21 protein-coding genes are annotated in these 25,221 nt (G+C 61.9%); 13 read left to right on the top strand and 8 right to left on the bottom strand.

The genetic code is table 11. The annotated features are described in order from the left end of the window. Positions 1–671 precede the first annotated feature (671 nt). The 6 genes from rluB to HBO19_RS02955 all read right to left on the bottom strand — a co-directional run bounded on the left by rluB (position 672) and on the right by HBO19_RS02955 (position 5,685). On the bottom strand, positions 672–1,910 hold the full coding sequence (gene rluB / locus HBO19_RS02980; RefSeq protein WP_057960500.1) for a 23S rRNA pseudouridine(2605) synthase RluB: 1,239 nt from the start codon (positions 1,908–1,910) through the stop codon (positions 672–674). Between the two features lie 143 nt (positions 1,911–2,053). After that, positions 2,054–2,245 carry a DUF1289 domain-containing protein gene (locus tag HBO19_RS02975; RefSeq protein ID WP_057439987.1) on the bottom strand — a complete coding sequence of 64 codons (192 nt, stop codon included), beginning with the start codon at positions 2,243–2,245 and terminating at the stop codon, positions 2,054–2,056. Positions 2,246–2,426: 181 nt separating this feature from the next. After that, positions 2,427–3,347, bottom strand: a complete 921-nt coding sequence (scpB, locus tag HBO19_RS02970; protein WP_169954699.1) for an SMC-Scp complex subunit ScpB — start codon at positions 3,345–3,347, stop codon at positions 2,427–2,429. 12 nt (positions 3,348–3,359) lie between these two features. Continuing rightward, the gene (locus tag HBO19_RS02965) at positions 3,360–4,058 is read right to left on the bottom strand and encodes a ScpA family protein (RefSeq protein ID WP_170041961.1); all 699 of its coding nucleotides are present in this window, start codon (positions 4,056–4,058) and stop codon (positions 3,360–3,362) included. Positions 4,059–4,178: 120 nt separating this feature from the next. Next, positions 4,179–4,808: an L-threonylcarbamoyladenylate synthase gene (locus HBO19_RS02960; RefSeq protein ID WP_169954698.1), complete on the bottom strand. Its 630-nt coding sequence runs from the start codon at positions 4,806–4,808 to the stop codon at positions 4,179–4,181. 13 nt (positions 4,809–4,821) lie between these two features. Next, the gene (locus tag HBO19_RS02955) at positions 4,822–5,685 is read right to left on the bottom strand and encodes a PHP domain-containing protein (RefSeq protein ID WP_169954697.1); all 864 of its coding nucleotides are present in this window, start codon (positions 5,683–5,685) and stop codon (positions 4,822–4,824) included. Between the two features lie 87 nt (positions 5,686–5,772). On the opposite strand from HBO19_RS02955, the gene HBO19_RS02950 reads away from it, so the two are divergent. From HBO19_RS02950 to HBO19_RS02920, 7 genes are all read left to right on the top strand, one after another. Next, positions 5,773–6,369, top strand: a complete 597-nt coding sequence (locus HBO19_RS02950) for a septation protein A (protein WP_170056866.1) — start codon at positions 5,773–5,775, stop codon at positions 6,367–6,369. 1 nt (position 6,370) lies between these two features. Then, positions 6,371–6,670 (top strand): YciI family protein, encoded by a 300-nt coding sequence (locus HBO19_RS02945; protein ID WP_169954695.1) that lies wholly within the window; start codon positions 6,371–6,373, stop codon positions 6,668–6,670. 106 nt (positions 6,671–6,776) lie between these two features. Next, entirely contained in the window at positions 6,777–7,184 is a 408-nt protein-coding gene (locus tag HBO19_RS02940) for a translation initiation factor 2 (RefSeq protein ID WP_169954694.1), read from the top strand. 7 nt (positions 7,185–7,191) lie between these two features. After that, entirely contained in the window at positions 7,192–7,869 is a 678-nt protein-coding gene (locus HBO19_RS02935; protein ID WP_169954693.1) for a response regulator transcription factor, read from the top strand. Between the two features lie 216 nt (positions 7,870–8,085). Further along, a complete protein-coding gene (locus HBO19_RS02930; RefSeq protein ID WP_169954692.1) occupies positions 8,086–8,547 on the top strand; it encodes an LTXXQ domain protein in 462 nt (153 codons plus the stop codon). A 64-nt stretch (positions 8,548–8,611) separates the two neighbouring features. Next, a complete protein-coding gene (locus HBO19_RS02925) occupies positions 8,612–9,955 on the top strand; it encodes a HAMP domain-containing sensor histidine kinase (protein WP_170056865.1) in 1,344 nt (447 codons plus the stop codon). 40 nt (positions 9,956–9,995) lie between these two features. Beyond that, positions 9,996–11,342, top strand: coding sequence for a CoA transferase (locus tag HBO19_RS02920; RefSeq protein ID WP_170056864.1), 1,347 nt, complete (start codon positions 9,996–9,998; stop codon positions 11,340–11,342). A 114-nt stretch (positions 11,343–11,456) separates the two neighbouring features. Here HBO19_RS02920 and arcD (HBO19_RS02915) read toward each other — a convergent pair whose 3' ends face one another. Further along, complete coding sequence (gene arcD / locus HBO19_RS02915; RefSeq protein ID WP_170056863.1) at positions 11,457–12,884, bottom strand: arginine-ornithine antiporter; 1,428 nt, start codon at positions 12,882–12,884, stop codon at positions 11,457–11,459. A gap of 448 nt (positions 12,885–13,332) precedes the next feature. Here arcD (HBO19_RS02915) and arcD (HBO19_RS02910) point away from each other — a divergent pair, with 448 nt between their 5' ends. The 6 genes from arcD (HBO19_RS02910) (at position 13,333) to HBO19_RS02885 (ending at position 20,378) form a co-directional block, all read left to right on the top strand. Continuing rightward, the gene (gene arcD / locus HBO19_RS02910; RefSeq protein WP_169954688.1) at positions 13,333–14,760 is read left to right on the top strand and encodes an arginine-ornithine antiporter; all 1,428 of its coding nucleotides are present in this window, start codon (positions 13,333–13,335) and stop codon (positions 14,758–14,760) included. Between the two features lie 34 nt (positions 14,761–14,794). Then, on the top strand, positions 14,795–16,051 hold the full coding sequence (gene arcA / locus HBO19_RS02905) for an arginine deiminase (RefSeq protein WP_169954687.1): 1,257 nt from the start codon (positions 14,795–14,797) through the stop codon (positions 16,049–16,051). 69 nt (positions 16,052–16,120) lie between these two features. Further along, positions 16,121–17,131: an ornithine carbamoyltransferase gene (locus HBO19_RS02900; RefSeq protein WP_038442811.1), complete on the top strand. Its 1,011-nt coding sequence runs from the start codon at positions 16,121–16,123 to the stop codon at positions 17,129–17,131. A 200-nt stretch (positions 17,132–17,331) separates the two neighbouring features. Continuing rightward, a complete protein-coding gene (gene arcC / locus HBO19_RS02895; RefSeq protein WP_170056862.1) occupies positions 17,332–18,261 on the top strand; it encodes a carbamate kinase in 930 nt (309 codons plus the stop codon). A 60-nt stretch (positions 18,262–18,321) separates the two neighbouring features. Next, positions 18,322–18,684: a DUF5064 family protein gene (locus HBO19_RS02890; protein ID WP_169954685.1), complete on the top strand. Its 363-nt coding sequence runs from the start codon at positions 18,322–18,324 to the stop codon at positions 18,682–18,684. A gap of 185 nt (positions 18,685–18,869) precedes the next feature. After that, on the top strand, positions 18,870–20,378 hold the full coding sequence (locus tag HBO19_RS02885) for a sigma-54-dependent transcriptional regulator (RefSeq protein WP_169954684.1): 1,509 nt from the start codon (positions 18,870–18,872) through the stop codon (positions 20,376–20,378). On the opposite strand, the gene HBO19_RS02880 is transcribed toward HBO19_RS02885, so the two are convergent. Then, a complete protein-coding gene (locus HBO19_RS02880; protein ID WP_170056861.1) occupies positions 20,379–25,049 on the bottom strand; it encodes a hypothetical protein in 4,671 nt (1,556 codons plus the stop codon). Between the last annotated feature and the right edge of the window lie 172 nt (positions 25,050–25,221).

Genomic DNA, 25,221 nt, shown 5'->3' with positions numbered 1-25,221 from the left:
AGGCAGCTAGCCTTGAAGGCCTTTTGCGTGGATACGCAAGGGGGGTCACAGTAAAACGCGGCGCATTGTACACCGCTCGATCCGTTAGGGAGGGTTGTGGGGGAGATTGTTGGCCAGCCGTAAGATTTTCTTTACAGAAAAAGCCCATCGAGGGCACGCCCCGCCTAGGCCCATCCAGCCCGTAAAATAATCGTTACAGACCGGAAGCTATTTCTGACACTCCACCGACTCCCACGTGGCGAGCGGGCTTGCCCTGATGCCGATCGGTTAAGCGAACGCAATGCTCAACGCAGTGAAGATCAAATGTGGGAGCGGGCTTGTCGGATCGCCGCATCGCCGCGAAGACGTCGGCCCAGCAAACACTGATGTTGACTGACCCACTGCTTTCGCGGGCAAGCTCGCTCCCACAGGGGGTCTCACTGGGGCAGAGAATGTTGGCACCACCACAGATCACGTGTGGGAGCGGGCTTGCTCGCGAAGACGTCGGCCCAGTGAACATTGATGTTGACTGCCCCCACTGCTTTCGCGGGCAAGCCCGCTCCTACAGGGGGTCTGCGCTTGACTGACAGGCATTAGGGCAAGCCCGCTCGCCACACCGCGTGCAAAAAAAACGCCAACCCGCAGGTTGGCGCTTTTTCTTACAGCTTGAAGCTTAAAACTTGCTGCTGCACTTAAGGCTTCTTACGCCCAAAACCCGGGCGCTGGCCGGAGCCTGCCGGCGCACCGCGGCGCTTGCCCGACGGCTCATCAGCTACCAGTTTGAGCCCTGGGCGCTTTTTCGGCGCGGGCTTGGCTGGGCGCTTGGCACCTTCGGCTGGACGATCGGTCTGCGGAGCACCACGGCCGGTATCGCCACGGTTGCTGCGACCGCCCGTTGGCGCCTCGCCACGACCGGCCGGACGCGGAGTACGCGGTGCACGCTCGCCATCCTGACGGGCCGGAGCCGACGGACGACGATCGCCCTCGATTTGCGGCTGACGGGAAATACGACCGCCAGTGGCCGGTGCATCCAGCGCCGGGCGCAAAGTACGGGCAACGCGCTCGGTACGTGCCACAGGGCGCGACGATTTACGCTGCATGCGCTCCAGCTTGTCTTTGCTCTTGGCGTTCATCTGCGGCATGGCCACAGGGGTCAGGCCGACTTCAGCACTGAGAATGTCGACTTCGTACTGGCTCATTTCGCGCCAGCGCCCCATCGGCAGGTCCGAATTGAGGAACACCGGGCCGAAACGCACGCGCTTCAGGCGGCTGACCACCAGGCCCTGGGATTCCCACAGGCGCCGTACTTCACGGTTGCGCCCTTCCATCACCACGCAGTGGTACCAGTGGTTGAAACCTTCGCCACCTGGCGCCTGCTTGATGTCGGTGAACTTGGCCGGGCCGTCTTCCAGCACCACGCCAGCCTTGAGGCGTTCGATCATCTCGTCATCGACTTCACCCCGTACACGCACCGCGTATTCGCGGTCCATCTCGTAGGACGGGTGCATCAGGCGGTTGGCCAGCTCACCGTCGGTGGTGAACATCAGCAGGCCGGTGGTGTTGATGTCCAGGCGACCGATGTTGATCCAACGGCCTTCTTTGGGCTTGGGCATCTTGTCGAACACGGTTGGACGGCCTTCCGGGTCGTCACGGGTGCAGATCTCGCCGTCGGGCTTGTTGTACATGATCACGCGGCGCACCGATTCGGCGGCCTCTTCACGCTTGATAACCTTGCCATCAATGGTGATTGCGTCATGCAGATCGACGCGCTGGCCCAGGGTGGCTTCAACGCCATTGACCTTGATGCGCTTCTGGGTGATCCAGGCTTCTACGTCGCGGCGCGAGCCAACGCCGATACGGGCGAGGACTTTTTGCAGTTTCTCGCCGGCTGGGCCGATTTCCTGGCTGTCGTTCTGGTCTTGGTCTTTCATCTTAAGCACCTCCCGGTGTGTCGATTCAGGCGTGGCCTGAAGGTATTGAAACTGGGGTCTTGGGCGAACGCATCGCCAAAGGGTCGCGAATCATACGCTCATGGCGCGCATTGCGCATCAGAGACTAGTCGATATGGGCCGGCTCATTTGCTTTTCCGCCGACCGGTGGCGCCCAGGGCGATCAGCCGTAGCTCGGCTTCGGCCAGCACCGCGCGCTTGTCGACCTTGTCGAGCTTCTTCCAGGCCCGGATCTCACGCTTGCTGCGCCCGCAGCCGACGCAGATGTCGTCGCTGAATTTGCAGAGGCTGATGCAGGGGTCTTTGGTGGAGCTCATCACTACCTCACGGCACAGGGCTTTTCTGTAGGAGCTGGCTTGCCTGCGATGGCGCTGGGTCAGCACCGGATAGACTGGCTGACACACCGCCATCGCGGGCAAGCCCGCTCCTACAGGGGATCTCGTTTGCAGCACGAGTTTGGCTACACAACACATCAATGTGGGGGGGGGGCAGACCGGGTCAGTCTTCGAATTCGCGGCGTTCGTTTTCGATGGCTTCGGCCAGTGCCCGGGCTTCGGCTTCTTCTTCGCTCAATTCGGGTTGTTCCAGGGCGGCAACGGCAGCCAGCAGTTTTTCGCGGGCGGCCGCCACACCCAGGATGTCTTCCTCAGGCTCAGGTTCGACCGCAGGCGCCGTTTCAACGTTCATCGGCGTTTCGCCCGCCCCATCACGCAGCAAGTCATCAAAGTCGGTCTTGATCCCCTGCTCCATATCGTCCAGCTCCAGCAGCAAGGTATGGAAACTGGTCTCGTCCTTCGGCTCCTCCGGTTCGGCGCTGGCATCGGCCAGTTCCTGCAAACCGGGCGGCACCGGGGCATCGTCGAAGTCGAGCACCGGTTCGGCCTCGATCTCGCGCAGCTCGGCCAGTGGCGGCAGGTCGTCGAGGTTTTTCAGGTTGAAGTGGTCGAGAAACACCTTGGTGGTAGCAAACATCGCCGGTTTGCCGGGTACGTCGCGGTAGCCGACGATGCGGATCCACTCGCGCTCCAGCAGCGTCTTGACGATATGGCTGTTGACCGCCACACCGCGCACATCCTCGATCTCGCCACGGGTGATGGGCTGGCGATAGGCAATCAGCGCCATGGTCTCCAGCATCGCCCGGGAATAACGTTGCGGGCGCTCTTCCCACAGGCGCCCGACCCACGGCGAAAATTTCTCACGGATCTGCAAGCGATAGCCCGAGGCCACTTCCCGCAGCTCAAAAGCGCGGCCGTCACAGGATTTACGCAGGATTTCCAGGGCCTTCTTGAACACCGGCGGTTCCGGGCGCTCGGCTTCTTCAAACAGTTCAAACAGGCGCTCCAGCGATTGGGGCTTGCCCGAGGCCAGGAGGAAGGCTTCCAACAGCGGTGCCAGTTCGCGGGGTTCAGTCAGATTCATCAATTCAGCTCGTTATTCGGCTCGCGCCCGCACGTGGATAGCCGCAAAAGGCTCATTTTGCACCAGCTCGACCAAGGACTCCTTGACCAGTTCGAGGACCGCCATAAAGGTCACGACCACGCCCAGGCGCCCTTCTTCGGCGGTAAACAGCTCGACAAACGGCACAAACCCGCCGCCCTTCAGGCGCTCCAGCACATCGCTCATGCGCTCGCGGGTGGACAAGGCTTCGCGGCTGACCTGGTGGCTTTCAAACATATCGCCACGGCGCAGCACCTCGGCCATGGACATCAGCAGTTCTTCCAGGCTCACATCTGGCAACAATTTACGCGCGCGGGCCTCCGGCGCATCGAGCTTGGGCACCACCACATCACGGCCCACGCGGCTCAAGCCGTCGATGCCTTCGGCGGCAGCCTTGAAGCGCTCGTACTCCTGCAGACGGCGGATCAGTTCGGCGCGGGGGTCATCCTCTTCCGCTTCGATCGTCTCGGAACGCGGCAGCAGCATGCGCGACTTGATCTCCGCCAGCATCGCGGCCATCACCAGGTACTCGGCGGCCAACTCCAGGCGCACCGATTGCATCAACTCGACATAACCCATGTACTGGCGGGTGATTTCCGCCACCGGGATGTCGAGGATATTGATGTTCTGTTTGCGGATCAGGTACAGCAGCAAGTCCAGCGGGCCTTCGAAGGCCTCAAGGAAGACCTCCAGGGCATCCGGCGGGATGTACAGGTCCAGGGGCATTTCCATGACGGCCTGGCCGTAGACCATGGCAAATGGCAGTTCCTGCTGGGCACCGGCCTGGCTGTCGACGGTTTCCACGGCCGACATTCAGGCCTCGACCATGAACGGTGCAGGATCGCCACAGCCTACCCGGATCACCTCTGGCTCGCCGTCGGCCAGGTTGATCACGGTGGACGCCTTGCCACCGCCGAAGCCGCCGTCGATGATCAGGTCCACCTGTTTTTCCAGGAGTTGTCGCATTTCGTAGGGGTCTTCCAACGGTTCAGTCTCGCCGGGCATGATCAGCGACACGCTCATCAGCGGCTCACCCAGCTCGGCCAGCAGCGCCAGGGCGATGGGATGCTCCGGCACCCGCAGGCCGATGGTGCGCTTCTTCGGGTGCAGCAGCAGGCGCGGCACCTCGCGGGTGGCATTGAGAATAAAGGTATAGGGCCCTGGCGTATGGGCCTTGAGCAGGCGGAAGGTGCCGGTATCGACCTTGGCGAACAGGCCCAGCTGCGACAGGTCGCTGCAGATCAGCGCGAAGTTGTGGTTTTTATCCAGGTCGCGCAGGCGTCTTACGCGCTCCACCGCATTCTTGTCGCCGATCTGGCAACCAATGGCGTAGGAGGAGTCCGTGGGGTAGATCACCACGCCACCGGCGCGAATGATCTCCACGGCCTGTTTGATCAGCCGCGCTTGCGGATTTTCCGGATGAATCTGGAAAAATTGACTCACGTTCTCTACCTGTTCAGACAGTGGCGGTAATGGGGTCATGCTTGAATCGCCCCCACAGGAGCGGCAAGTCTTCCGGGACCGGGCGGTATTCGCCGATCTCCGACCAGCCGCCTGGGCCATGGAAATCACTGCCGGCACTGACCAGCAGACCAAATTCACGGGCAAGAATCGCCAGGCTGCCAACCTGTTCGGCGGGTTGATGCCCATTGACCACTTCGATGGCGTGGCCACCCGCTTGAATATAGTCGCCTATCAGCTTGCGACGCTTGCTGCGGGTAAAATCGTAATGCCAGGGGTGCGCCAGGCTGACCCAGGCCCCGGAGGCGCGCAGGGTCGCCACAGTGTCTTCGAGGGTCGGCCAATGCAGCTTGACGTCCCCCAGCTTGCCGGCGCCCAGCCATTTGCGGAACGCTTCGGCGCGATCCTTGACGTAACCCTCGCGCACCATCCAGTCGGCAAAATGCGGGCGGGCCGGCGCGTTGCCGCTGTCACCCAGCGCCTGCTGGATGGCACGGGCGCCCTCAAGGGCATTGGGCATCCCCTTGAGCGCCAGTTTGCGGCTTATTTCTTCGGACCGCAGCCAGCGGCCATCGTGCAACCGGGCGATGGCCTCCACCAGCGGCGGGGCCGTGACATCAAAACCGTAGCCCAACACATGAATGGTTGCGCCGCCCCAGGTGCAGGACAGCTCGACGCCATTGACCAGTTGCATGCCCAGCGCCGTGGCGGCAATACGCGCCTCGTCCAGGCCTTCAAGGGTGTCGTGGTCGGTCAACGACAGGACTCGCACGCCTTTTTCAAACGCACGCGCAACCAGTACCGCGGGCGCCAGGGCGCCGTCGGAGGCCGTGCTGTGGCAGTGCAAATCAACATTCACGGGAGTCTGTAACCTCAAGTCAGCTGGCGCTTACGCTACCAAGGATGTTTGTTATTATGCCGCCACATCCAGCTTCTGGCTCTTACTGTGAAACAATTCATCGACTTCATCCCGCTGTTGCTGTTCTTCATCGTTACCAAACTCGACCCCAGGGTCATCGATATCGCCGGTCATGAGCTGTCGTTCGGGGGGATCTACAGCGCCACTGCCGTCCTGATCATCAGCTCTGTGGTGGTCTACGGCGCCATCTTCATCTCCCAGCGCAAACTCGAAAAAAGCCAATGGCTGACCCTCATCGCCTGCCTGGTATTTGGCGGCCTGACCCTGGCCTTCCACAGCGAAACCTTCCTTAAATGGAAAGCCCCGGTGGTCAACTGGCTGTTTGCCCTGGTCTTTATCGGCAGCCACTTCATCGGTGATCGCCTGCTGATCAAGCGAATCATGGGCCATGCGCTGACCCTGCCGGAGCCGGTCTGGACACGCTTGAACGTGGCCTGGATCGTGTTTTTCCTGTTCTGCGGCGCCGCCAACCTGTTCGTGGCCTTTACCTTCCAGAACTATTGGGTCGACTTCAAGGTGTTCGGCAGCCTGGGCATGACCGTCCTGTTCCTGATCGGCCAGGGTATCTACCTGTCGCGCCACCTGCATGACACCGCCCCTACCACGCCAAAAACCGAGGACTGACATGCTCTACGCCATCATTGCCACCGACGTCGCCAACTCCCTGGAAAAACGCCTGTCCGTGCGCCCGGCCCACGTGGAACGCCTCAAGGCGCTACAGGCCGAAGGGCGCTTGGTGCTCGCCGGCCCACACCCGGCCGTCGACAGCAATGATCCGGGAGATGCCGGCTTCACCGGCAGCCTGATCATCGCCGAGTTCGCCTCCCTGGCCGATGCCCAGGCCTGGGCCAAGGCCGACCCGTATGTTGCAGCCGGCGCCTATGCCGATGTCGTGATCAAACCCTTCAAGCAAGTCCTGCCTTGATTCAGGTGACGCCGAACCTATTGGGTTCGGCAAACGTCTAATCGCTCATTATTCTCGGTAACCTGCCGACAACGTTCTGAATATTCGTGTGGAATCAGGAGTTCCGATGCGCTTACGTCAGTTGTGTCTGTTGGCAGTGTTAACGATCGGGGCTACGGCCCAGGCTGAAGAAACCTCGAACACCGGCAGTTCCACGCCCCTGTCCTTGAGTGCCGGCAGCCAGATCACCGAGTTGCAGCAACGCTTGAAAGAAAGCGAACGCCTGCGCGAAGAACTGAGCAAACAATTGCAAACTGCCGATGCCGCCCGCGAAAGTGCGCAACTGAGCCGGCTGCGCCAGGACAATCAGCGCCTGGCCCAGCAACTCAAGGACGCGCAAGGTGGCGCCCTGCCACGTTGGCTCACCGACCAGCAGCAATGGTTCGTGATTGGCGCAGGAGTTGCGCTGGTTGCCCTGCTGTGCGGTATCTTCGCCAGTGGCGGGCATCGGCGCCGTCGACAATGGCTAAATTGAGTGAGTCATGAGCGAGCTGTTACTGATAGATGATGACCAGGAGCTCTGTGAGCTGCTGACCAGTTGGTTGAGCCAGGAAGGTTTCCAGGTGCGTGCTTGCCATGACGGCGTGAGTGCGCGCAAAGCCCTGGCCGACGCCGCGCCGGCGGCCGTGGTGCTGGACGTGATGCTGCCCGATGGCAGCGGCCTGGAGTTGCTCAAGCAATTGCGCGCCGACCACCCTGAATTGCCGGTACTGATGCTTTCGGCCCGGGGCGAGCCCCTGGACCGGATCCTCGGCCTGGAACTGGGCGCCGATGACTACCTGGCCAAACCCTGCGACCCCCGCGAACTGACCGCCCGCCTGCGGGCCGTATTGCGCCGCAGCCACCCGACGGCGGTGTCGACCCAACTGGAACTGGGCGACCTGTGCTTCAGCCCGGTGCGTGGCGTGGTGATCATCGACAGTCAGGAACTGACCCTCACCCTGTCCGAAAGCCGCCTGCTGGAAGCCTTGCTGCGCCAGCCGGGCGAGCCCCTGGACAAGCAGGAACTGGCGCAGATCGCCCTGGGCCGCAAGCTGACCCTGTATGACCGCAGCCTGGACATGCACGTGAGCAACCTGCGCAAGAAAATCGGCCCGCATGCCGACGGCCGCCCGCGGATCGTCGCACTGCGCAGCCGTGGCTACTACTACACCCCCTGAAATCCCCTGTAGGAACCGGCTTGCCGGCGATGAGGCCCTTGAGTCATACGCTGATCCAACGGACGCCATCGCCGGCAAGCCGGCTCCTACCTGTTTTGTAAGTGCCCGCCCAATCTGTCTTTACCCAAGCTTTACCCTCCCCTGACCGCCGCTGACCTTGATCTTCGTAATCTACTCACATCCGGAATCACCGGAACCGAGACAAGGAGAAACACCATGCGCAAGACCCTTATCGCTCTGATGTTCGCCGCAGCCCTGCCTACCGTCGCCATGGCCATGCCAGAAGGCCAAGGCCCGATGGGCGGCCCTGCAGGCCACATGATGGGTGGCCCGGGCCACGGCGGTGAACACGGCATGCGCGGCAAAGGCGGCCCTTTCAGCCAGCTCGACCTGACCCGCGAACAGCGCCAGCAGATCGGCAAACTGATGGGCGAACAACGCGAAGGCCGCCAGCAACTGGTCAAGAAGTACCTGGACAAACTCCCGGCTGCTGAGCAGAAAGCCATGAACGACGAAATGGCCGCCGCCAAGCAGAAAACCCAGGCGGATATCCGCGCCCTGCTCAAGCCTGACCAGCAGAAGAAGTTCGACGAAATGGCGAAGAAACGCGCCGAACGCCAAGCCGAGTGGCAGCAATTCCAGGCCTGGAAAGCGCAACAACCGCAAAAAGCGCAATAATGCGTTAGCAACCTCCCAGCCCAGTGGCCCGTGCCGCTGGGCTTTTCCTGTTTGAGGGTTTCCTGTGCGTTCACTCTTCTGGCGCATCCTTGCCAGTTTCTGGCTGGCCATCGCCCTGGTTGCCGGGCTGTCGATCCTGCTTGGGCATATGCTCAACCAGGACGCCTGGATTCTCAGCCGCCATCCCGGCCTCAATAACCTGGCCGAAGAATGGACCCAGCGTTACGAAACCCAAGGCGAGGACGCCGCCCAGGACTTGTTGCAACAGCGCAAGCGCCAGTACCACGTCGATGTACAAGTGCTCAACGAGAGCGGCGACCCGGTGGTGCGTGGCACCTTCCCGCGCCGTGCCGCCGCCTTCGAAGCGCGACAGCATGAGAGCCACGAGGGCCGGCTGCCCTGGCGCCGCCTGACAGCCGAGTACACCAGCGAAAAAACCGGCGACACCTACCTGCTGATCTACCGCATCGCCCTGCCGGAGCTGGATGCCTGGCACCGCAGCAGCCTGCTCTGGCCCTTGAGTGCCCTGGCGATTGCATTGGTGGTGCTGACCCTGTTCAGCCTGCTGGTGACCCTGTCGATCACCCGCCCCCTCAGCCGCCTGCGCGGAGCGGTACATGATCTGGGCCAGGCCACATACCAGCAAAACAGCCTGGCGCGCCTGGCCGACCGGCGCGATGAATTTGGCGTGCTGGCCACCGACTTCAACCGCATGGGCGCACGCCTGCAAAGCCTGATCGGCAGCCAGCGGCAATTGCTGCGCGATGTGTCCCACGAACTGCGCTCGCCACTGGCCCGCCTGCGGATCGCCCTGGCCCTGGCCGAACGGGCCACCCCCGAGGCGCGGGAAAAACTCTGGCCACGCCTGACCCTGGAATGTGATCGCCTGGAAGCGTTGATCAGCGAAATCCTGGTCCTGGCGCGGGTGGATGCCGACAACGCCAGCGCCGAAGACATCGACCTCAATACCCTGCTCAGGACCCTGCAAAAGGACGCCCAACTCGGCGCCCCGGACCAGGAAGTACAGCTTCACGCCGACCCGGCGCTGACACTCAAGGGCTGGCCACATATGATCGAGCGGGCCCTGGACAACCTGTTGCGCAATGCCCTGCGCTTCACCCCGCCCAGCCAGCCAATTGAAATGCGCGCCCAGCGTGAAGGCGAACGCATTGTGATCAGTGTGCGCGACCATGGCCCGGGCGTGGATGCCGAGCACCTGCAAAAGCTGGGCGAGCCGTTTTACCGCGCCCCCGGGCAAGCCGCCCAGGGGCATGGCCTGGGTCTGGCCATCGCCCGCCGGGCCGCCGAGCGTCATGGCGGCAGCCTGACCCTGGCCAATCATCCCGACGGCGGTTTTATCGCCACCCTGGACTTGCCCTTGCAACCGGGGATTGCAGCCCACCCCTGAAGATCTTCTATGATGGCCCTTCTCTTATGGAGGGCCTTTGATGACTGATCTGCTCACCTCGATCCAGCGTGCACTCGATCTGCCGCCCACACCGCTGGCGACCGCCGAGGCCGGCGCCTTGCCCTCAGCTTTCGCCGTCACCGAGTTGGCTTGCGCCAGCATGGGTGCCGCCGCCCAGGCCCTAGCCCGGTTGCTGGAACAACAGACCGGGCGCCTGCCCCTGGTCAGCGTGGACCGGCGCCTGGCCTCATTCTGGTTCTCCAGTTCCCTGCGCCCACAGGGCTGGAGCGTGCCGCCGTTGTGGGACCCGATTGCCGGCGACTACGCCTGCGCCGACGGCTGGATTCGCCTGCACACCAACGCCCCTCACCACCGCGCGGCTGCCGAGCGTGTGTTGGGACAGGTCGCGGACCGGGCGGCGATGACGCTCAAGGTCGCCCCATGGAGCGCTGCCGAGCTTGAGCAGGCGATTGTCGACGAGGCCGGCTGCGCCGCACAGATGCGCACCTGGCAGGAGTGGCAAGCCCATCCCCAGGGGTTGGCGGTCAATCAGGAACCGTTGCTGGTGCGAAAACGCTTCGACACGGCCGGCAAAACCCGCTGGCTCGGCAACGTGGCGCGCCCGCTGGCGGGGGTCAAGGTACTGGACCTGACCCGCGTGTTGGCCGGCCCCGTGGCCAGCCGTTTTCTCGCCGGCCTTGGCGCCAATGTCTTGCGCATCGACGCCCCCGACTGGAACGAACCCGGGGTCGTGCCGGAAATGACCCTGGGCAAGCGCTGCGCGCGCCTTGACCTTAAACACCCCGGCGACCGGCAATTGTTCGAAAGCTTACTCAAGGATGCCGACATTCTGTTCCACGGTTATCGGGCAGATGCGCTGGAGCAACTGGGTTACAACGCGAGCGCCTTGCAGCAGATTGCCCCCGGCCTGATCGACGTCAGCCTCAACGCCTACGGCTGGAGCGGCCCGTGGCGCAATCGCCGGGGCTTCGACAGCCTGGTGCAGATGAGCAGCGGCATCGCCCACGCCGGCATGCTGTACAAACAGGCAGATAAACCGGTGCCGCTGCCGGTGCAGGCACTGGACCATGCCACCGGCTACCTGATGGCGGCCAGTGCGATACAGGCCTTGGCCGAGCGCTTGAGCAGTGGGCATGGGGGTTCGGCACGGCTGTCGCTGGCGCGTACGGCGAAGCTGTTGATCGAGGCGGGACAAGACAAACAGCCAGCGTTGCGTGAAGAAGAACCGGGTGATCAGGGGCTGCTGGTAGAGCAGACGGCCTGGGGCCCGGCCCATCGTTTGCTGGCGCCGGTCAGTATTTCCGGGACTCCGCTGCAATGGGATTTGCCGGCTGGGGAATTGGGCGCGCATCGGGCACAGTGGTGACCTTGGGTCATCGCGGGCAAGCCCGCTCCCACATTTGACCGAGTTGTTTGAACTGCACACGATCAACTGTGGGAGCGGGCTTGCCCGCGATGAGGCCCACCAGGCACAACAATTTCACAAGGTCAGCACCCCGCTGTACAACCCATACGCCGCCAGGCTCGCCCCGGCGATCACGCAACTGAAAATTCCTTTTTCCAGCAACGTAAACAACGGCTGGCCCTGCTCGCGCTTGGCCTGGGCGAACAGGATCACCCCTGGGGCATACAACAGCGCCGACAGCAGTAGGTATTTCAAGCCGCCGGCATACAGCAGCCACACCGCATACCCCAGCGCAATCACCCCCACCAGCAGGTCCTTGAGCCGCTGGCCATGGGCGCCCTCGTAGGTTTCCCCGCGCCCGCACAGCAGCACGGCATAGGCCGCCGACCATAAATACGGCACGAGGATCATCGACGACGCCAGGTAGATCAGCGTGGTGTAGGTACTGGCCGAAAACAGCGTGATCACCAGGAACAGCTGGATCATCACATTGGTCAGCCACAACGCATTGACCGGCACCCGGTTGGCGTTTTCCTTTTTCAGGAAGGCCGGCATGGTCTTGTCATGGGCAGTGGCGTAGAGAATCTCGGCGCACAGCAAGGCCCATGACAGCAACGCGCCGAGCAGCGACACCGCCAGGCCGATACTGATCAACATCGCGCCCCAGGGCCCGACGATATGTTCCAGCACGCCCGCCAAGGACGGGTTCTGCAGGTTGGCCAACTCCGGTTGGCTCATGATCCCCAAAGACAGCACGTTGACCAGCACCAGCAGGGCCAAGACCCCGACAAACCCGATCACCGTGGCGCGGCCCACGTCCGAGCGTTTTTCCGCGCGCGCCGAGTACACGCTGGCGCCTTCGATGCCGATAAACACAAACACGGTGACTAGCATCATGTTGCGCACCTGGTCCATCACCCCACCAAATTGCGGGTTGCCCAGGCCCCAGATATCCCGGGTGAAAATATCCGCCTTGAACGCCACGGCGGCGATCACGATAAACATCAGCAGCGGCACGATCTTGGCCACGGTGGTGACCTGGTTGATAAACGCGGCCTCCTTGATCCCGCGCATCACCAGAAAATGCACGGCCCACAGCAGCAGCGACGCACAGCCGATCGCCACCGGCGTATTACCCTGGCCAAACACCGGGAAAAAATAGCCCAGGGTGCTGAACAGCAGCACGAAGTAACCGACGTTGCCCATCCAGGCACTGATCCAATAGCCCCAGGCCGACGAGAACCCCATGTAGTCGCCAAAACCGGCCTTGGCGTAGGCATACACACCCGAATCCAGGTTGGGCTTGCGGTTGGCCAGGGTCTGGAACACAAAGGCCAGGGTCAGCATGCCAATGGCGGTGATGCCCCAACCGATCAGGATCGCTCCCACCTCGGCCCGCGCGGCCATGTTCTGCGGTAACGAGAAGATCCCGCCGCCAATCATTGAGCCCACTACCAACGCCACCAGGGCGCTGAGGCGCAGCTTTTGTGCCGGTTGCGACATAGAAACTCCTGCAGATGAAACCGTCATCGAGCTAACAACTGTGCACTCGGCTAATTTATCGAAAACATGCAACGTTTATTAGCTATAGCGAATAAAACTGCTCGCCTCATAACTTAATGACATTTCAGTTAGTCGAGTTTAGGCAAATTTAGAATTTAAATACCACTTGTCTTTTATCCATGAGGGGTATCTGACAAAGCCTCTTGAAAAAGTTTGCACATCTGCGAAAACGGGCTAGCTTCAAACATCCACGCCTTAGGCATATAGCATTAACCCGAACGGATAAAAGCTCTGGGGCGCGCTTATCCGAGCAATTATACGCCCGCTGCATTTATTCATAAGTCTTTAATTCACAATGGAATGTGCCAATGAAGTGATCTGAGTCAGCTGTTTGAATAGCGCACAGTTTTATTCTGTGGTCTCTCTTCTCCTGCATTGGAGTCACGCAATGTCTGAATCCCCCGGAAAACTTCGATTAGGCGCCCTTGTTGCTCTAGTTGTGGGCTCAATGATTGGCGGCGGGATCTTCTCGTTGCCGCAAAACATGGCCGCCAGCGCCGATGTCGGTGCGGTATTGATTGGTTGGGTTATCACTGCCGTAGGTATGTTGACCCTGGCCTTTGTATTCCAGACCCTGGCCAACCGTAAACCTGACCTGGACGGCGGCGTGTACGCCTACGCCAAGGCCGGTTTTGGCGACTACATGGGTTTCTCCTCCGCCTGGGGCTACTGGATCAGTGCCTGGCTGGGCAACGTCGGCTACTTCGTGCTGTTGTTCAGCACCCTCGGTTACTTCTTCCCCATCTTCGGCGAAGGCAACACCCCGGCAGCGGTGATTGGCGCGTCGGTGTTGTTGTGGGCTGTGCATTTTTTGGTACTGCGCGGGATCAAGGAAGCCGCATTCATCAACCTGGTGACCACGGTCGCCAAGGTCGTGCCGCTGGTGCTGTTTGTGTTGATCGCCCTGTTCGCGTTCAAGCTGGACATCTTCACCGCTGATATCTGGGGCGTGAAAAACCCCGACCTGGGCAGTGTGATGAACCAGGTGCGCAACATGATGCTGGTCACCGTCTGGGTATTTATCGGTATCGAAGGCGCGAGCATCTTCTCGTCCCGTGCCGAAAAACGTTCGGACGTGGGCAAGGCTACCGTCATCGGCTTTATCACCGTGCTGCTGTTCCTGATGCTGGTGAACGTGCTGTCCCTGGGGATCATGACCCAACCGGAACTGGCCAAGCTGCAGAACCCGTCGATGGCGGCCGTGCTGGAGCATGTGGTCGGCCATTGGGGCGCGGTGTTGATCAGCGTCGGCTTGATCATCTCGTTGCTGGGCGCGCTGCTGTCGTGGGTGCTGCTGTGTGCAGAGATCATGTTCGCCGCCGCCAAAGACCACACCATGCCGGAGTTCCTGCGTAAGGAAAACGCCAACCATGTGCCGGTCAACGCCCTGTGGCTGACCAACGCCATGGTCCAGATCTTCCTGGTGATCACGCTGTTTTCCGCCAGTACCTACCTGTCGCTGATCTACCTCGCCACCTCGATGATCCTGGTGCCCTACCTGTGGTCGGCAGCCTACGCGCTGTTGCTGGCGGTACGCGGCGAGACCTACGAGGCGGCCCTGGCCGAGCGCAAGAAAGACCTGTTCATCGGCTCCATTGCCCTGATCTACGCGGTCTGGCTGCTGTATGCCGGTGGCACCAAATACCTGCTGCTCTCCGCCCTGCTCTACGCCCCCGGCGCGATCCTGTTCGCCAAGGCCAAGCGTGAACTGGGCAAACCGATTTTCACCAACGTCGAGAAGCTGATTTTCGCCGCAGTGGTCATTGGCGCCCTGGTGGCGGCCTATGGGCTCTACGACGGCTTCCTGACCCTGTAACACCTGAATCTTTTTGTTCACTGGAGGATCTGTAATGACCACGGAAAAAGTTAAGTACGGCGTACATTCCGAAGCCGGCAAACTGCGCAAAGTCATGGTGTGTTCCCCAGGTCTGGCCCATCAGCGGCTGACCCCCAACAATTGCGACGAACTGCTCTTCGATGACGTGCTCTGGGTGGCCCAGGCCAAGCGCGACCATTTCGACTTCGTTACCAAGATGCGCGAGCGCGATATCGATGTGCTGGAAATGCACAACCTGTTGACCGAGATTGTCGCCATCCCCGAAGCGCTGGACTGGATCCTGGAGCGCAAGATCACCGCCAACACGGTTGGCCTGGGCCTGGTCGATGAAGTCGGCTCGTGGCTCAAAAGCCTGGAGCCGCGCAAGATCGCCGAGTTCCTGATCGGTGGTGTATCCGCCGATGACCTGCCAAGCAGCTTCGGTGGCAAGACCATCGAGATGTTCCGCGACTTCCTCGGCCACTCAAGCTTTATCCTGCCACCGCTGCCCAACACCCAGTTCACCCGCGACACCACCTGCTGGATCTACGGTGGCGTGACGCTCAACCCGATGTACTGGCCGGCGCGACGCCAGGAAACCCTGCTGACCACCGCCATCTACAAGTTCCACCCAGAGTTCACCAACGCCGACTTCCAGATCTGGTACGGCGACCCTGACCAGGAGCACGGTGCAGCCACCCTGGAAGGCGGCGACGTAATGCCAATTGGCAACGGCGTGGTGTTGATCGGCATGGGCGAGCGCTCCTCCCACCAGGCCATCGGCCAACTGGCGCGCAACCTGTTCAAGAACAAGGCCGTGGAAAAAGTCATCGTTGCCGGCCTGCCCAAGTCCCGCGCCGCGATGCACCTGGACACCGTGTTCAGCTTCTGCGACCGCGACCTGGTAACCATCTTCCCCGAAGTAGTGAACCAGATCGTCGCCTTCACCCTGCGCCCTGACGAGAGCAAGCCCCACGGCATCGATATCCACCGCGAGAAAACCAACTTCCTCGACACCGTGGCCGCAGCCCTTGGCCTCAAGGCCCTGCGTGTGGTGGAAACCGGCGGCAACAGTTTCGCCGCCGAACGCGAACAGTGGGACGACGGCAACAACGTGGTGGCCGTGGAACCTGGCGTGGTGATCGGTTACGACCGCAACACCTACACCAACACTCTGCTGCGCAAGGCCGGTGTGGAAGTCATCACCATCAGCGCCGGCGAACTGGGCCGGGGCCGGGGCGGCGGCCACTGCATGACCTGCCCGATCATTCGCGACCCTATCGACTACTAAACGACCATCTCCCCGGCGGCATCCACCCGATGCCGCACGGGCCGATTACCGAATCCAAGGAGAATCATCATGGCGTTCAACATCCACAACCGTAACCTGCTGAGCCTGGAACACCACACCCCGCGCGAACTGCGGTACCTGCTGGACCTGTCCCGCGACCTCAAGCGCGCCAAGTACACCGGCACCGAGCAGCAGCACCTCAAGGGCAACAACATCGCGCTGATCTTCGAGAAAACCTCGACCCGCACCCGATGTGCCTTCGAAGTCGCGGCCTATGACCAGGGCGCCAACGTTACCTACATCGACCCGAACTCGTCGCAGATCGGCCACAAAGAAAGCATGAAAGACACCGCCCGCGTACTCGGGCGCATGTACGACGCCATTGAATACCGTGGCTTCAAGCAGGAAATCGTCGAAGAACTGGCGAAGTTCGCCGGGGTCCCGGTGTTCAACGGCCTGACCGATGAGTACCACCCAACCCAGATGATCGCCGACGTGTTGACCATGCGTGAACACGCTGACAAGCCGATCCACGACATCAGCTACGCCTACCTGGGCGACGCCCGCAACAACATGGGCAACTCGCTGCTGCTGGTCGGCGCCAAGCTGGGCATGGACGTACGCATCTGCGCACCAAAGGCCCTGTGGCCCCACGATGACTTGGTGGGTCGCTGCAAAAAATACGCAGAAGAAAGCGGTGCACGCATCACCCTCACCGAAGACCCGAAAGCCGCGGTCAAGGGCGTGGACTTTATCCACACCGACGTCTGGGTCTCCATGGGCGAGCCTGTGGAAGCCTGGGCCGAGCGTATCGAGCAACTGCTGCCGTACCAGGTCAATGCCCAATTGATGAAAGCCACCGGCAACCCACGCACCAAGTTCATGCACTGCCTGCCGGCGTTCCATAACAGCGATACCAAGGTCGGCAAACAGATTGCCGAACAGTATCCGCACCTGGCCAACGGCATCGAAGTGACCGACGACGTGTTCGAGTCCCCGGCCTGCATCGCCTTCGAGCAAGCGGAAAACCGCATGCACACCATCAAGGCGATCCTGGTTTCGACGCTGGCGGACCTGTAACCCAACACCGCTCCCACTGATGTAGCACGGGCAATGTGGGAGCGGGTTTTATGTGGGAGCCGGGCTTGCCCGCGATGCAGTCACCTCGGTCTGCCAGACATAGCGAGGTGAGGCCATCGCAGGCAAGCCAGCTCCCACATAAAGCCCGCTCCCACACTTGCTCCTGTGTTCACAAGGCCGAATTTTAGAAGGATTGCATTATGCGTATCGTCGTTGCACTGGGCGGTAACGCCCTGCTCCGCCGTGGTGAACCCATGACAGCGGACAACCAACGCGCCAATATCCGGATCGCCACCGAGCAGATTGCCAAGATCCATCCGGGCAATGAGCTGGTGATCGCCCACGGCAATGGGCCACAAGTCGGCCTGCTGTCGCTGCAAGCCGCCGCCTACACCCAGGTTTCGCCCTACCCGCTGGACGTGCTGGGTGCCGAAACCGAAGGCATGATCGGCTACATCATCGAACAGGAACTGGGCAACCTGCTGGACTTCGAAGTGCCTTTCGCCACCCTGCTGACCCAGGTTGAAGTGGACGCCAACGACCCGGCTTTCCAGAACCCGACCAAGCCGATCGGCCCGGTCTACTCCAAGGCCGAAGCGGAAAAACTGGCCGCCGAAAAAGGCTGGACGATTGCCCCCGATGGCGATAAATATCGCCGGGTGGTGGCCAGCCCACGGCCCAAACGCATCTTTGAAATCCGCCCGATCAAGTGGCTGCTGGAAAAAAGCAGCATCGTGATCTGCGCAGGTGGCGGCGGCATCCCGACCATGTATGACGAGAACGGCAAGCTCAAGGGTATCGAAGCTGTGATCGATAAAGACCTGTGCTCCTCGCTGCTGGCCCAGCAACTGGAAGCCGACCTGCTGGTGATCGCCACCGACGTCAACGCGGCGTTTATCGACTTCGGCAAGCCGACGCAAAAGGCCATCGGCCAGGCGCACCCCGACGACATGGAAAAACTTGGCTTCGCCGCCGGCTCCATGGGGCCCAAGGTCCAGGCCGCCTGCGAGTTCGCGCGCAACACTGGCAAAACCGCAGTGATCGGTTCACTCTCGGACATCGAAGCCATCGTCCAGGGCACCGCCGGCACCCGTATCAGCACGGCAAAACCTGGCATCACCTACCTATAACTACACCAGGGCGGTTGTTGCAGCCGCCCTTCTCCAATGCCTTGTTAAGGAGAGACGCCTATGGCCATCTTTGAACCCGGTCACTTGCATATCGAACGCCACGCGTTGAATGCCCAGGATCACAGCTACGACCTGTGCATCGACTATGAAGTCAGCCAGGACCCGAAGGAAGGCAAGGGAATGCTCTTCAAAATGCACGGCTCCGTGCAGGGCAAGGACCTCAAGGAAGAATTCTTCCTGCCCAAGGACCAGGCCTACGACTTTGCCCGCCATGCCATGAACATCGCGCAGAAATACGGCATGCCGAAAACCGCGGTGCTCAACGGTGGCATGCATAAACAGTACGACCTGATGTTCGAGGATGTGCGCCACCAACTGGATGTAAAACCGGGCGACCCGATCAAGCCTGAACACCTGGAATAACCAAAACAGCTCAAATGTGGGAGCTGGCTTGTGTGGGAGCTGGCTTGCCTGCGATGCAGGCACCTCGGTGTGTCAGTCCCCCCTCGATGATGCTATCGCAGGCAAGCCAGCTCCCACATTTTTGATCTCCACCCCCGCTCAGGCATACTGGCCACCCTCCGCATTGCAGAATCAACCTCCACCCCATGCGTATCCACGTCAGCTTCATCGACCGCGTCGGCATCACCCAGGAAGTCCTGGCCTTGCTCGGTGGGCGCAATCTCAACCTGGATGCGGTGGAGATGATCCCGCCCAACGTCTACATCGACGCGCCGACCCTGAGCGTGGAGGTGCTGGAAGAGTTGCGCGATGCGCTGTTCAGCGTGCAGGGCGTACAGGCGGTGACGGTGGTGGATATCCTCCCCGGCCAGCGCCGTCACCTGCAACTCGACGCCCTGCTGGCGGCCATGACCGACCCGGTCCTGGCCCTGGACAGTGCGGGCAAGGTGCTGCTGGCCAACCCGGCGCTGATCGCCCTCTATGGTCGCGAGCCGGCTGGCGAAAGCATCGCCGAGCTGTTTGAGGATCCGGCGCTGCTGGAAGCCTTGCTCGAACATGGCTTTCGCCTGCCCCTGCGCGAGATCAGCGTCAACGGCCAGACCTTATTGCTGGACGCCACACCGATCACCGATGCCGGCGCGCTGCTGACGTTGTACCAACCCAACCGTATCGGCGAGCGACTTTCGGCGCTGCACCATGACCATGCCGAAGGTTTCGACGCACTTTTGGGCGAGTCGCCGGCGATCCGCACCCTCAAGACCCGTGCGCAACGAGTGGCGGCCCTCGACGCCCCGCTGTTGATCCAGGGCGAGACCGGCACCGGCAAAGAGTTGGTGGCCCGCGCCTGCCATGCCATCAGTGCACGCCACAGCTCACCGTTCCTGGCGCTGAACTGCGCGGCACTCCCGGAAAACCTCGCCGAGAGCGAGCTGTTCGGCTACGCCCCCGGCGCCTTTACCGGGGCCCAGCGCGGCGGCAAGCCGGGGCTGATGGAGCTGGCCAACCAGGGCACGGTATTTCTCGACGAGATTGGCGAGATGTCGCCGTACTTGCAGGCCAAGCTCCTGCGTTTTCTCAATGACGGCAGCTTTCGCCGGGTCGGCGGCGACCGCGAGGTCAAGGTCAATGTGCGCATCCTCAGCGCCACCCACCGCGACCTGGAGAAAATGGTCAGCGAAGGCACCTTCCGCGAAGACCTGTTCTACCGCCTCAATGTGCTGAATGTGGAAGTGCCGCCCCTGCGCGAACGCGGCCAGGACATCCTGCTGCTGGCCCGCTACTTCATGCAGCAGGCCTGCGCGCAGATCCAGCGCCCGGTCTGCCGCCTGGCGCCGGGCACTTACCCGGCGCTGCTGGGCAACCGCTGGCCGGGTAACGTGCGCCAGTTGCAGAACGTGATCTTCCGCGCCGCCGCCATTTGCGAAAGCAACCTGGTGGACATTGGCGACCTGGATATCGCCGGCACCTCGGTCGCCCGCCAGAGCGACGGCGAAGTGGACAGCCTGGAGCAGGCAGTGGAGGACTTTGAGCGCAGCCTCCTGGAAAAGCTCTATACCACCTATCCCTCGACACGCCAGTTGGCCAACCGCCTACAGACGTCTCACACCGCTATCGCCCATCGATTGCGCAAGTACGGCATCCCCGGCAAGCCATGATCACCAAAAAACCCGGCGCCCTCGCTGGATCACCGCCCCGGTCGCGCTGAAAAACAGCTGCTGAGCCATGGCCGCGCTCAGGCGTGAATAGTAGATGGCGATCACGTCGCTGTCGGTCTTGTCGGCCAGGCCTCTAAAACTCATAAAGCGTTGTTCCGGGCGCTTGAGATGGCCGGCAGTGAAATCCGCATTGGCCGCCCCGGGAGTGCGGTAGTGAAAATGGGCGTAAGCCAACACCCTGCCCGCCTTGTCCTTGACCACATACTCCTGCAAAAAGTCATGCTCGCGCTTGAGCGCAATGCGCCCCTCTATCGGTAGGATCTGCACCTCATTCTGACTCTTGAGGTAGGCAATCCCCTCTTCATCCGGCGCCAGGCGCTTGACCATTTCGATCCGGATCAACCGGCCATGCTCCACCAGGCGGCTGGCGGCCTGCCCCAGCTCCTTGAGCAGAGGCTGTGCGGCAGCAGCGGTTTTCTCTTGCTCCAGGGCTTTGCGGATCTTGTCGGCCACCGTGCTGATTTTGCCGGCATGCCGCAACAGCCGGGCCTCGACGCTGGCGGGCAGGCTGGAAATACGCGCCTCGTTGCGGGCCTGCTCCAGCACGGTCGCCTGCCTGTCCAGCAGCTTGCGCCCATCGTCCTTGAGCCGCTCCAGGGAGCGCACCGCGCGCGCAGGCGGGGCGCTGGCCTCGGTGATCGACTCAAACTCATCCAGGCCAGGGGTCTGGCGAAAGCTCGCCACCACGCTTTGGTCAACCGGGTTGATAACATCGACAATGTCCTCGTTCAACTCCGGCGTACGCGCACGCACCTGGCCCACCAGGTACCGGCTCTTGCGGTCACGGATCAGGCGCTTGCCGCTGCCCACCGCAGGCCTGGGCCTGGACGCGGGGGCCTGTTCGCGCTCGCGCAGCAACGTCGCCAGGGAGCCGCGGGCTTCGTGTTCCATGGCGTTGAGCATTTTGTGCAAGCGTTCGACGCTGCCCTCATACAGCAGGTCAGAAGCCATATCACCAAAGTCGCGCAGGGAGGCCTGGGTGGTGTCGTACTCGAACAGAATCGCCTCATACCCGTCGATGCGCTGCTGCACACTCAGTGAGCTGGCGTCTTGCAAGGTTTTTTGCGACTGCACCGATTGGATCGTCTCGTCGATCAGGGTCCCGATGCGGATGAAATCGTCATACTCCTCCGGCAGCGGCGGCCGGCGCAGGATCACCCCACCCAATGCCTTCAGTTGTACGGACTTCCAGTCCAGCGGCGTGCCCAGCGTCGAGGGCTGCAACGCATCAGCGCGTGATTCATACCCTGGCACCTCGGTCAGCCGGGCATAGTTGTTGCGTTCCAGGATGCTCAAATCGATCAGCTTTTCGTTGTAGCCAATGATCGTCTGCGTAGCCTGAACGAGCGAGTGGTGGGCTGCCTGAACCACGGCCACATCTTCATGGTCCAGTTGCTCATGCAACTGGCTACGGCGCTCGGCAGGCAGCACCTCGGTGGCGCGGTTGGTGACCAGCACTGCCATGCGCACCCGCAGGTTTTCGACCAGGTCTTCCAGTTGCAGGATCCTCTCCGGTTCGAAGCGCTCCACGGGTTTGTTGGCGTTTTTTGCAAGTAACGCGTCCAGCTTGTCGAACTGCGCCCGGCTGAGTTTCTCCAGGTCGCCCAGGTAATGGTTGCGCAGGTCCTGCAGGGACTGATCAAAGAGTTTTTCCGGGCTGCCCTCGTGTGCCTCTTTAAAGTGCTCTTCGCTGGCTGCCACGGCACTTTCAGCCTCAAGCAGGCGCGCCGTGGTCTCCTGATAATGGTGCTCAAACATCTGGTTCTGGCGCTGGATATTGGCGCGTCGGGCGGCCGCCGAAAGCTTTGGATGGCCGCCGAGCAATTGCAGGCCCAGGTCGACGTTCCACACCCCGTGTGCATCCTTGCGCAGCCAGGGGCCGACGCGCTGGGGGGCTCGTAGGTCGATGATGCGCCAGCGCCCCTCAACCTGCCTGACCCCATACAGCTTGCTGTCCAGCAGCATGTAATCTTCATGGCTGACGGTTGCGTCGGCGCGCAGCACCGCAACTCGGCCCCGTACGGGACTGTCCGGCGAGTTGATCGCAGGGGTCGCCGGCCACTGCTCGCGGCGCCCGGGCGACCAGCGAAAGGTTGCCAGTTGTGCCTGCTGCGCCGCGTCGAGACGCAGCCGCGAGTTTGCCCAGGACAAATCCATACCCGTCACATCCGCCCGCGAACGCTGCCAGGCAGAGGCCGACAGTGTTTGCTGAACATGGGCCGTGGAGGTCTGGATGGGCGCCGGCCGGAACTCGCTCAGCCGTAAGCGTTGATCAAGGCTGACGACCGGGCTCAGTAGCAAACCTGCGAGGCTGCCGAGCAATTCGGCCAGGGTAGTGGCCGATTCTTCCTGGCTGGCCCCGGCCGGCAACGCCAACACCGCACGAAAACTGCCATACACCTGGGCCAACCACCCCGCCACCGCCACCGACCCTCTGAGCATTGGCAGCAGGGCATTGAATATCTGCCATAGGTTGTTCTTGAACAGCGTCCAGCGCAGCGCCTCGACCGAGGTTGCGCGCTGTTCGGCGGCCTGCCACAGGCTCTTGGCGTTGTCATCGAAAACCGCCTCCAGGAACACCCCCGGCACGCACTCGTCACTGAGCAACGCCGGGCTGGAGGGGGCCGGCACGGCGTACTCGTCCCCCTGTAGAAAACGCTGCACATGAGGGCTGAGAAATCCACCGTTGCCGAACAACGCCCGGCTCTTGTCAGGCAGACGCTCAAGCACTAGCGCCTGCAAATCACTGCCGGGTCGCGCGATCTCGTCGAGCAGCGCCTGGCGGCTGGCAAACTGTTGCAGGGCCGCCTCGGCCTGATCGGGCCGATACAGGATATGGGGCAATTCACCGTTATCCCGCGCACCGAGCACAAACAGGTTGCGGGCCTTGTGCACGGCGCCACCGGCATGGGTCAGGAACGCCAGGGGCCGGGCGACGATGACTTGGTTGCCGACTGTGCGCTGCAGGGGATCGTCCTGCAGCAGTGCGAGTACCACCGCTGCGCCTGCCGGGGTAAACCCGTTGCGCCGACGCAGGCTGTTTTCAAGGGCCCGCAGGGGCAACTGGAGCGCCATCTGCTCGACAAACAGGCGCCGGCGCCGTGCCGACTCTAGCGGGTCCACCAGCAACGCCTGCTTGAGCAGCGCCGGGTAGTGCAGGCCCACATCGACCGTTTCGATGAGTTTTTTCAGGTACGCCGGCTGCATCCACCTGGCGGGCACAACGCCTGGCCCGGCCTGGTGGCTGATCTGCACACTGGCGTAGGGGGTGGCGAAGGGGTTTTCCAGGGCCCAGGAGGTCAAGGTCCTGGTGCTGCGTTGCGTCCAGCCCACCGTTGCACCCTGGGTGCGTTCAAACGTCACCAGGTAATCATCCGGGTTGATTGCCGCATGTTGCGGGTAATCCAGGCGCATCTGGCGTTGCAGCGCTTTGCGCGCAAACACGTCAATCGGGTCCAGGCCATCGAGGAACGACGCGCCACCTGTACGCTTGTGCAGGTGCGCCAGGCGCTCCAGCCATTGGCCGTAAGTGTGCCGATCAGCGCTGCTGGCCGCCTGCAACCACACTGGCAACTGCTCTTCGTGGGGCGGCTGGACATAATCGGCCTCGAACCAGACCTCGGGCGCAGTGAGCTTGTGCAGCAGGCGCTTGTAGCTGTCGACATCGGGCAATGCCGACCAGTCGACCCGCTTCAGCGCCCTGAGCTGGCGCTCCAGCAAGGCCTGGGCCTGCGCATCGAAGACATCGCCCTGGGGCTCCCGGAGCCCCCATCTGACAAGCAGGCCGGGGCTGTAGTGGCTCATGTAGCGTGGCAGCAGGTTGCCCAACTCATCCAACGTACTGAGCTTGAGCACGCTCATCGCCGGCACATAGACCAGGTTGACCTGGTGCTGCGCCACCTCGCGCTGCAAGACCAATAGCGGCAGCCATTCGCCCGGCAGCCCATCCTGCCCCGCATACACTTGATAAATCCGCAGCACATGGACCCCGCCCAGCGCCTGTCGATCCGCCTGGTACCCCCAGAGTTCTTGCGGCCCGTCGCCCAGGCCCAGGAGCTTTTGGCCTTGCTCCTTCGTCAGCGGCGGGTTCTGCCGGGCGCTGAGCAGGCACTCGCGCAGCTGCTTGGCGACCGCCCCCCAACGACTCAAAGCTGTGTCGCCTGGAACATGGGCGTTCCAATAGGCCAACAGCCTCGCGTTAAAACCATCGGGCAATTCGGGCGCCAGGGTGTTGAGCATGATCGCGACATCATTGACCGAAACAGCGCCAATGAACGGGACAAGGCCCTGGGTTACCGAGCTGACCAGCACGCAATGCTGACCTGGCACATAACTTGGCACGTCGCGGCTCATGCAGCGCCGGATCAGGGCGTCGCTCAAGGTGCTGAGCTGGGCATAGCTGACGCCACTGGCCTGGGACGGCTGCCTTGAACCGATCCAGGTGCTGCCGGCCTGCAAACCGCTGTCACTGAATTGGTCGTTGATCCATTCCTGGATCATCGACTCGGCCACTTGCGCCAATGTCGGGCGCTGGGCGAACAGGTGCGCGAGAAAGTCGCGGGAAGCCTGTAGTTGTGAAATGCCCTGATTGGCCTCAATTGAATTGCTCATGCTGCGCGTCCTGATCGTCGGGAAGGGCAAAAAATACGCCGCTCTCTACTGCACTGTGCGCTGCATAAGTCTCCTGGCGTTAGCCACGGGGGAACTTATCGTAGCGAAAACGCTACACCGGAACGTTTTCAATACACCACTGATCGGCCTTCGCTATGCAAGGCTTTGATCC

Source organism: Pseudomonas sp. WS 5021, assembly GCF_012985535.1.
In the GTDB taxonomy this organism is placed as follows: Bacteria; Pseudomonadota; Gammaproteobacteria; order Pseudomonadales; family Pseudomonadaceae; genus Aquipseudomonas.
This window is presented reverse-complemented; position numbering and strand designations above follow the sequence as displayed.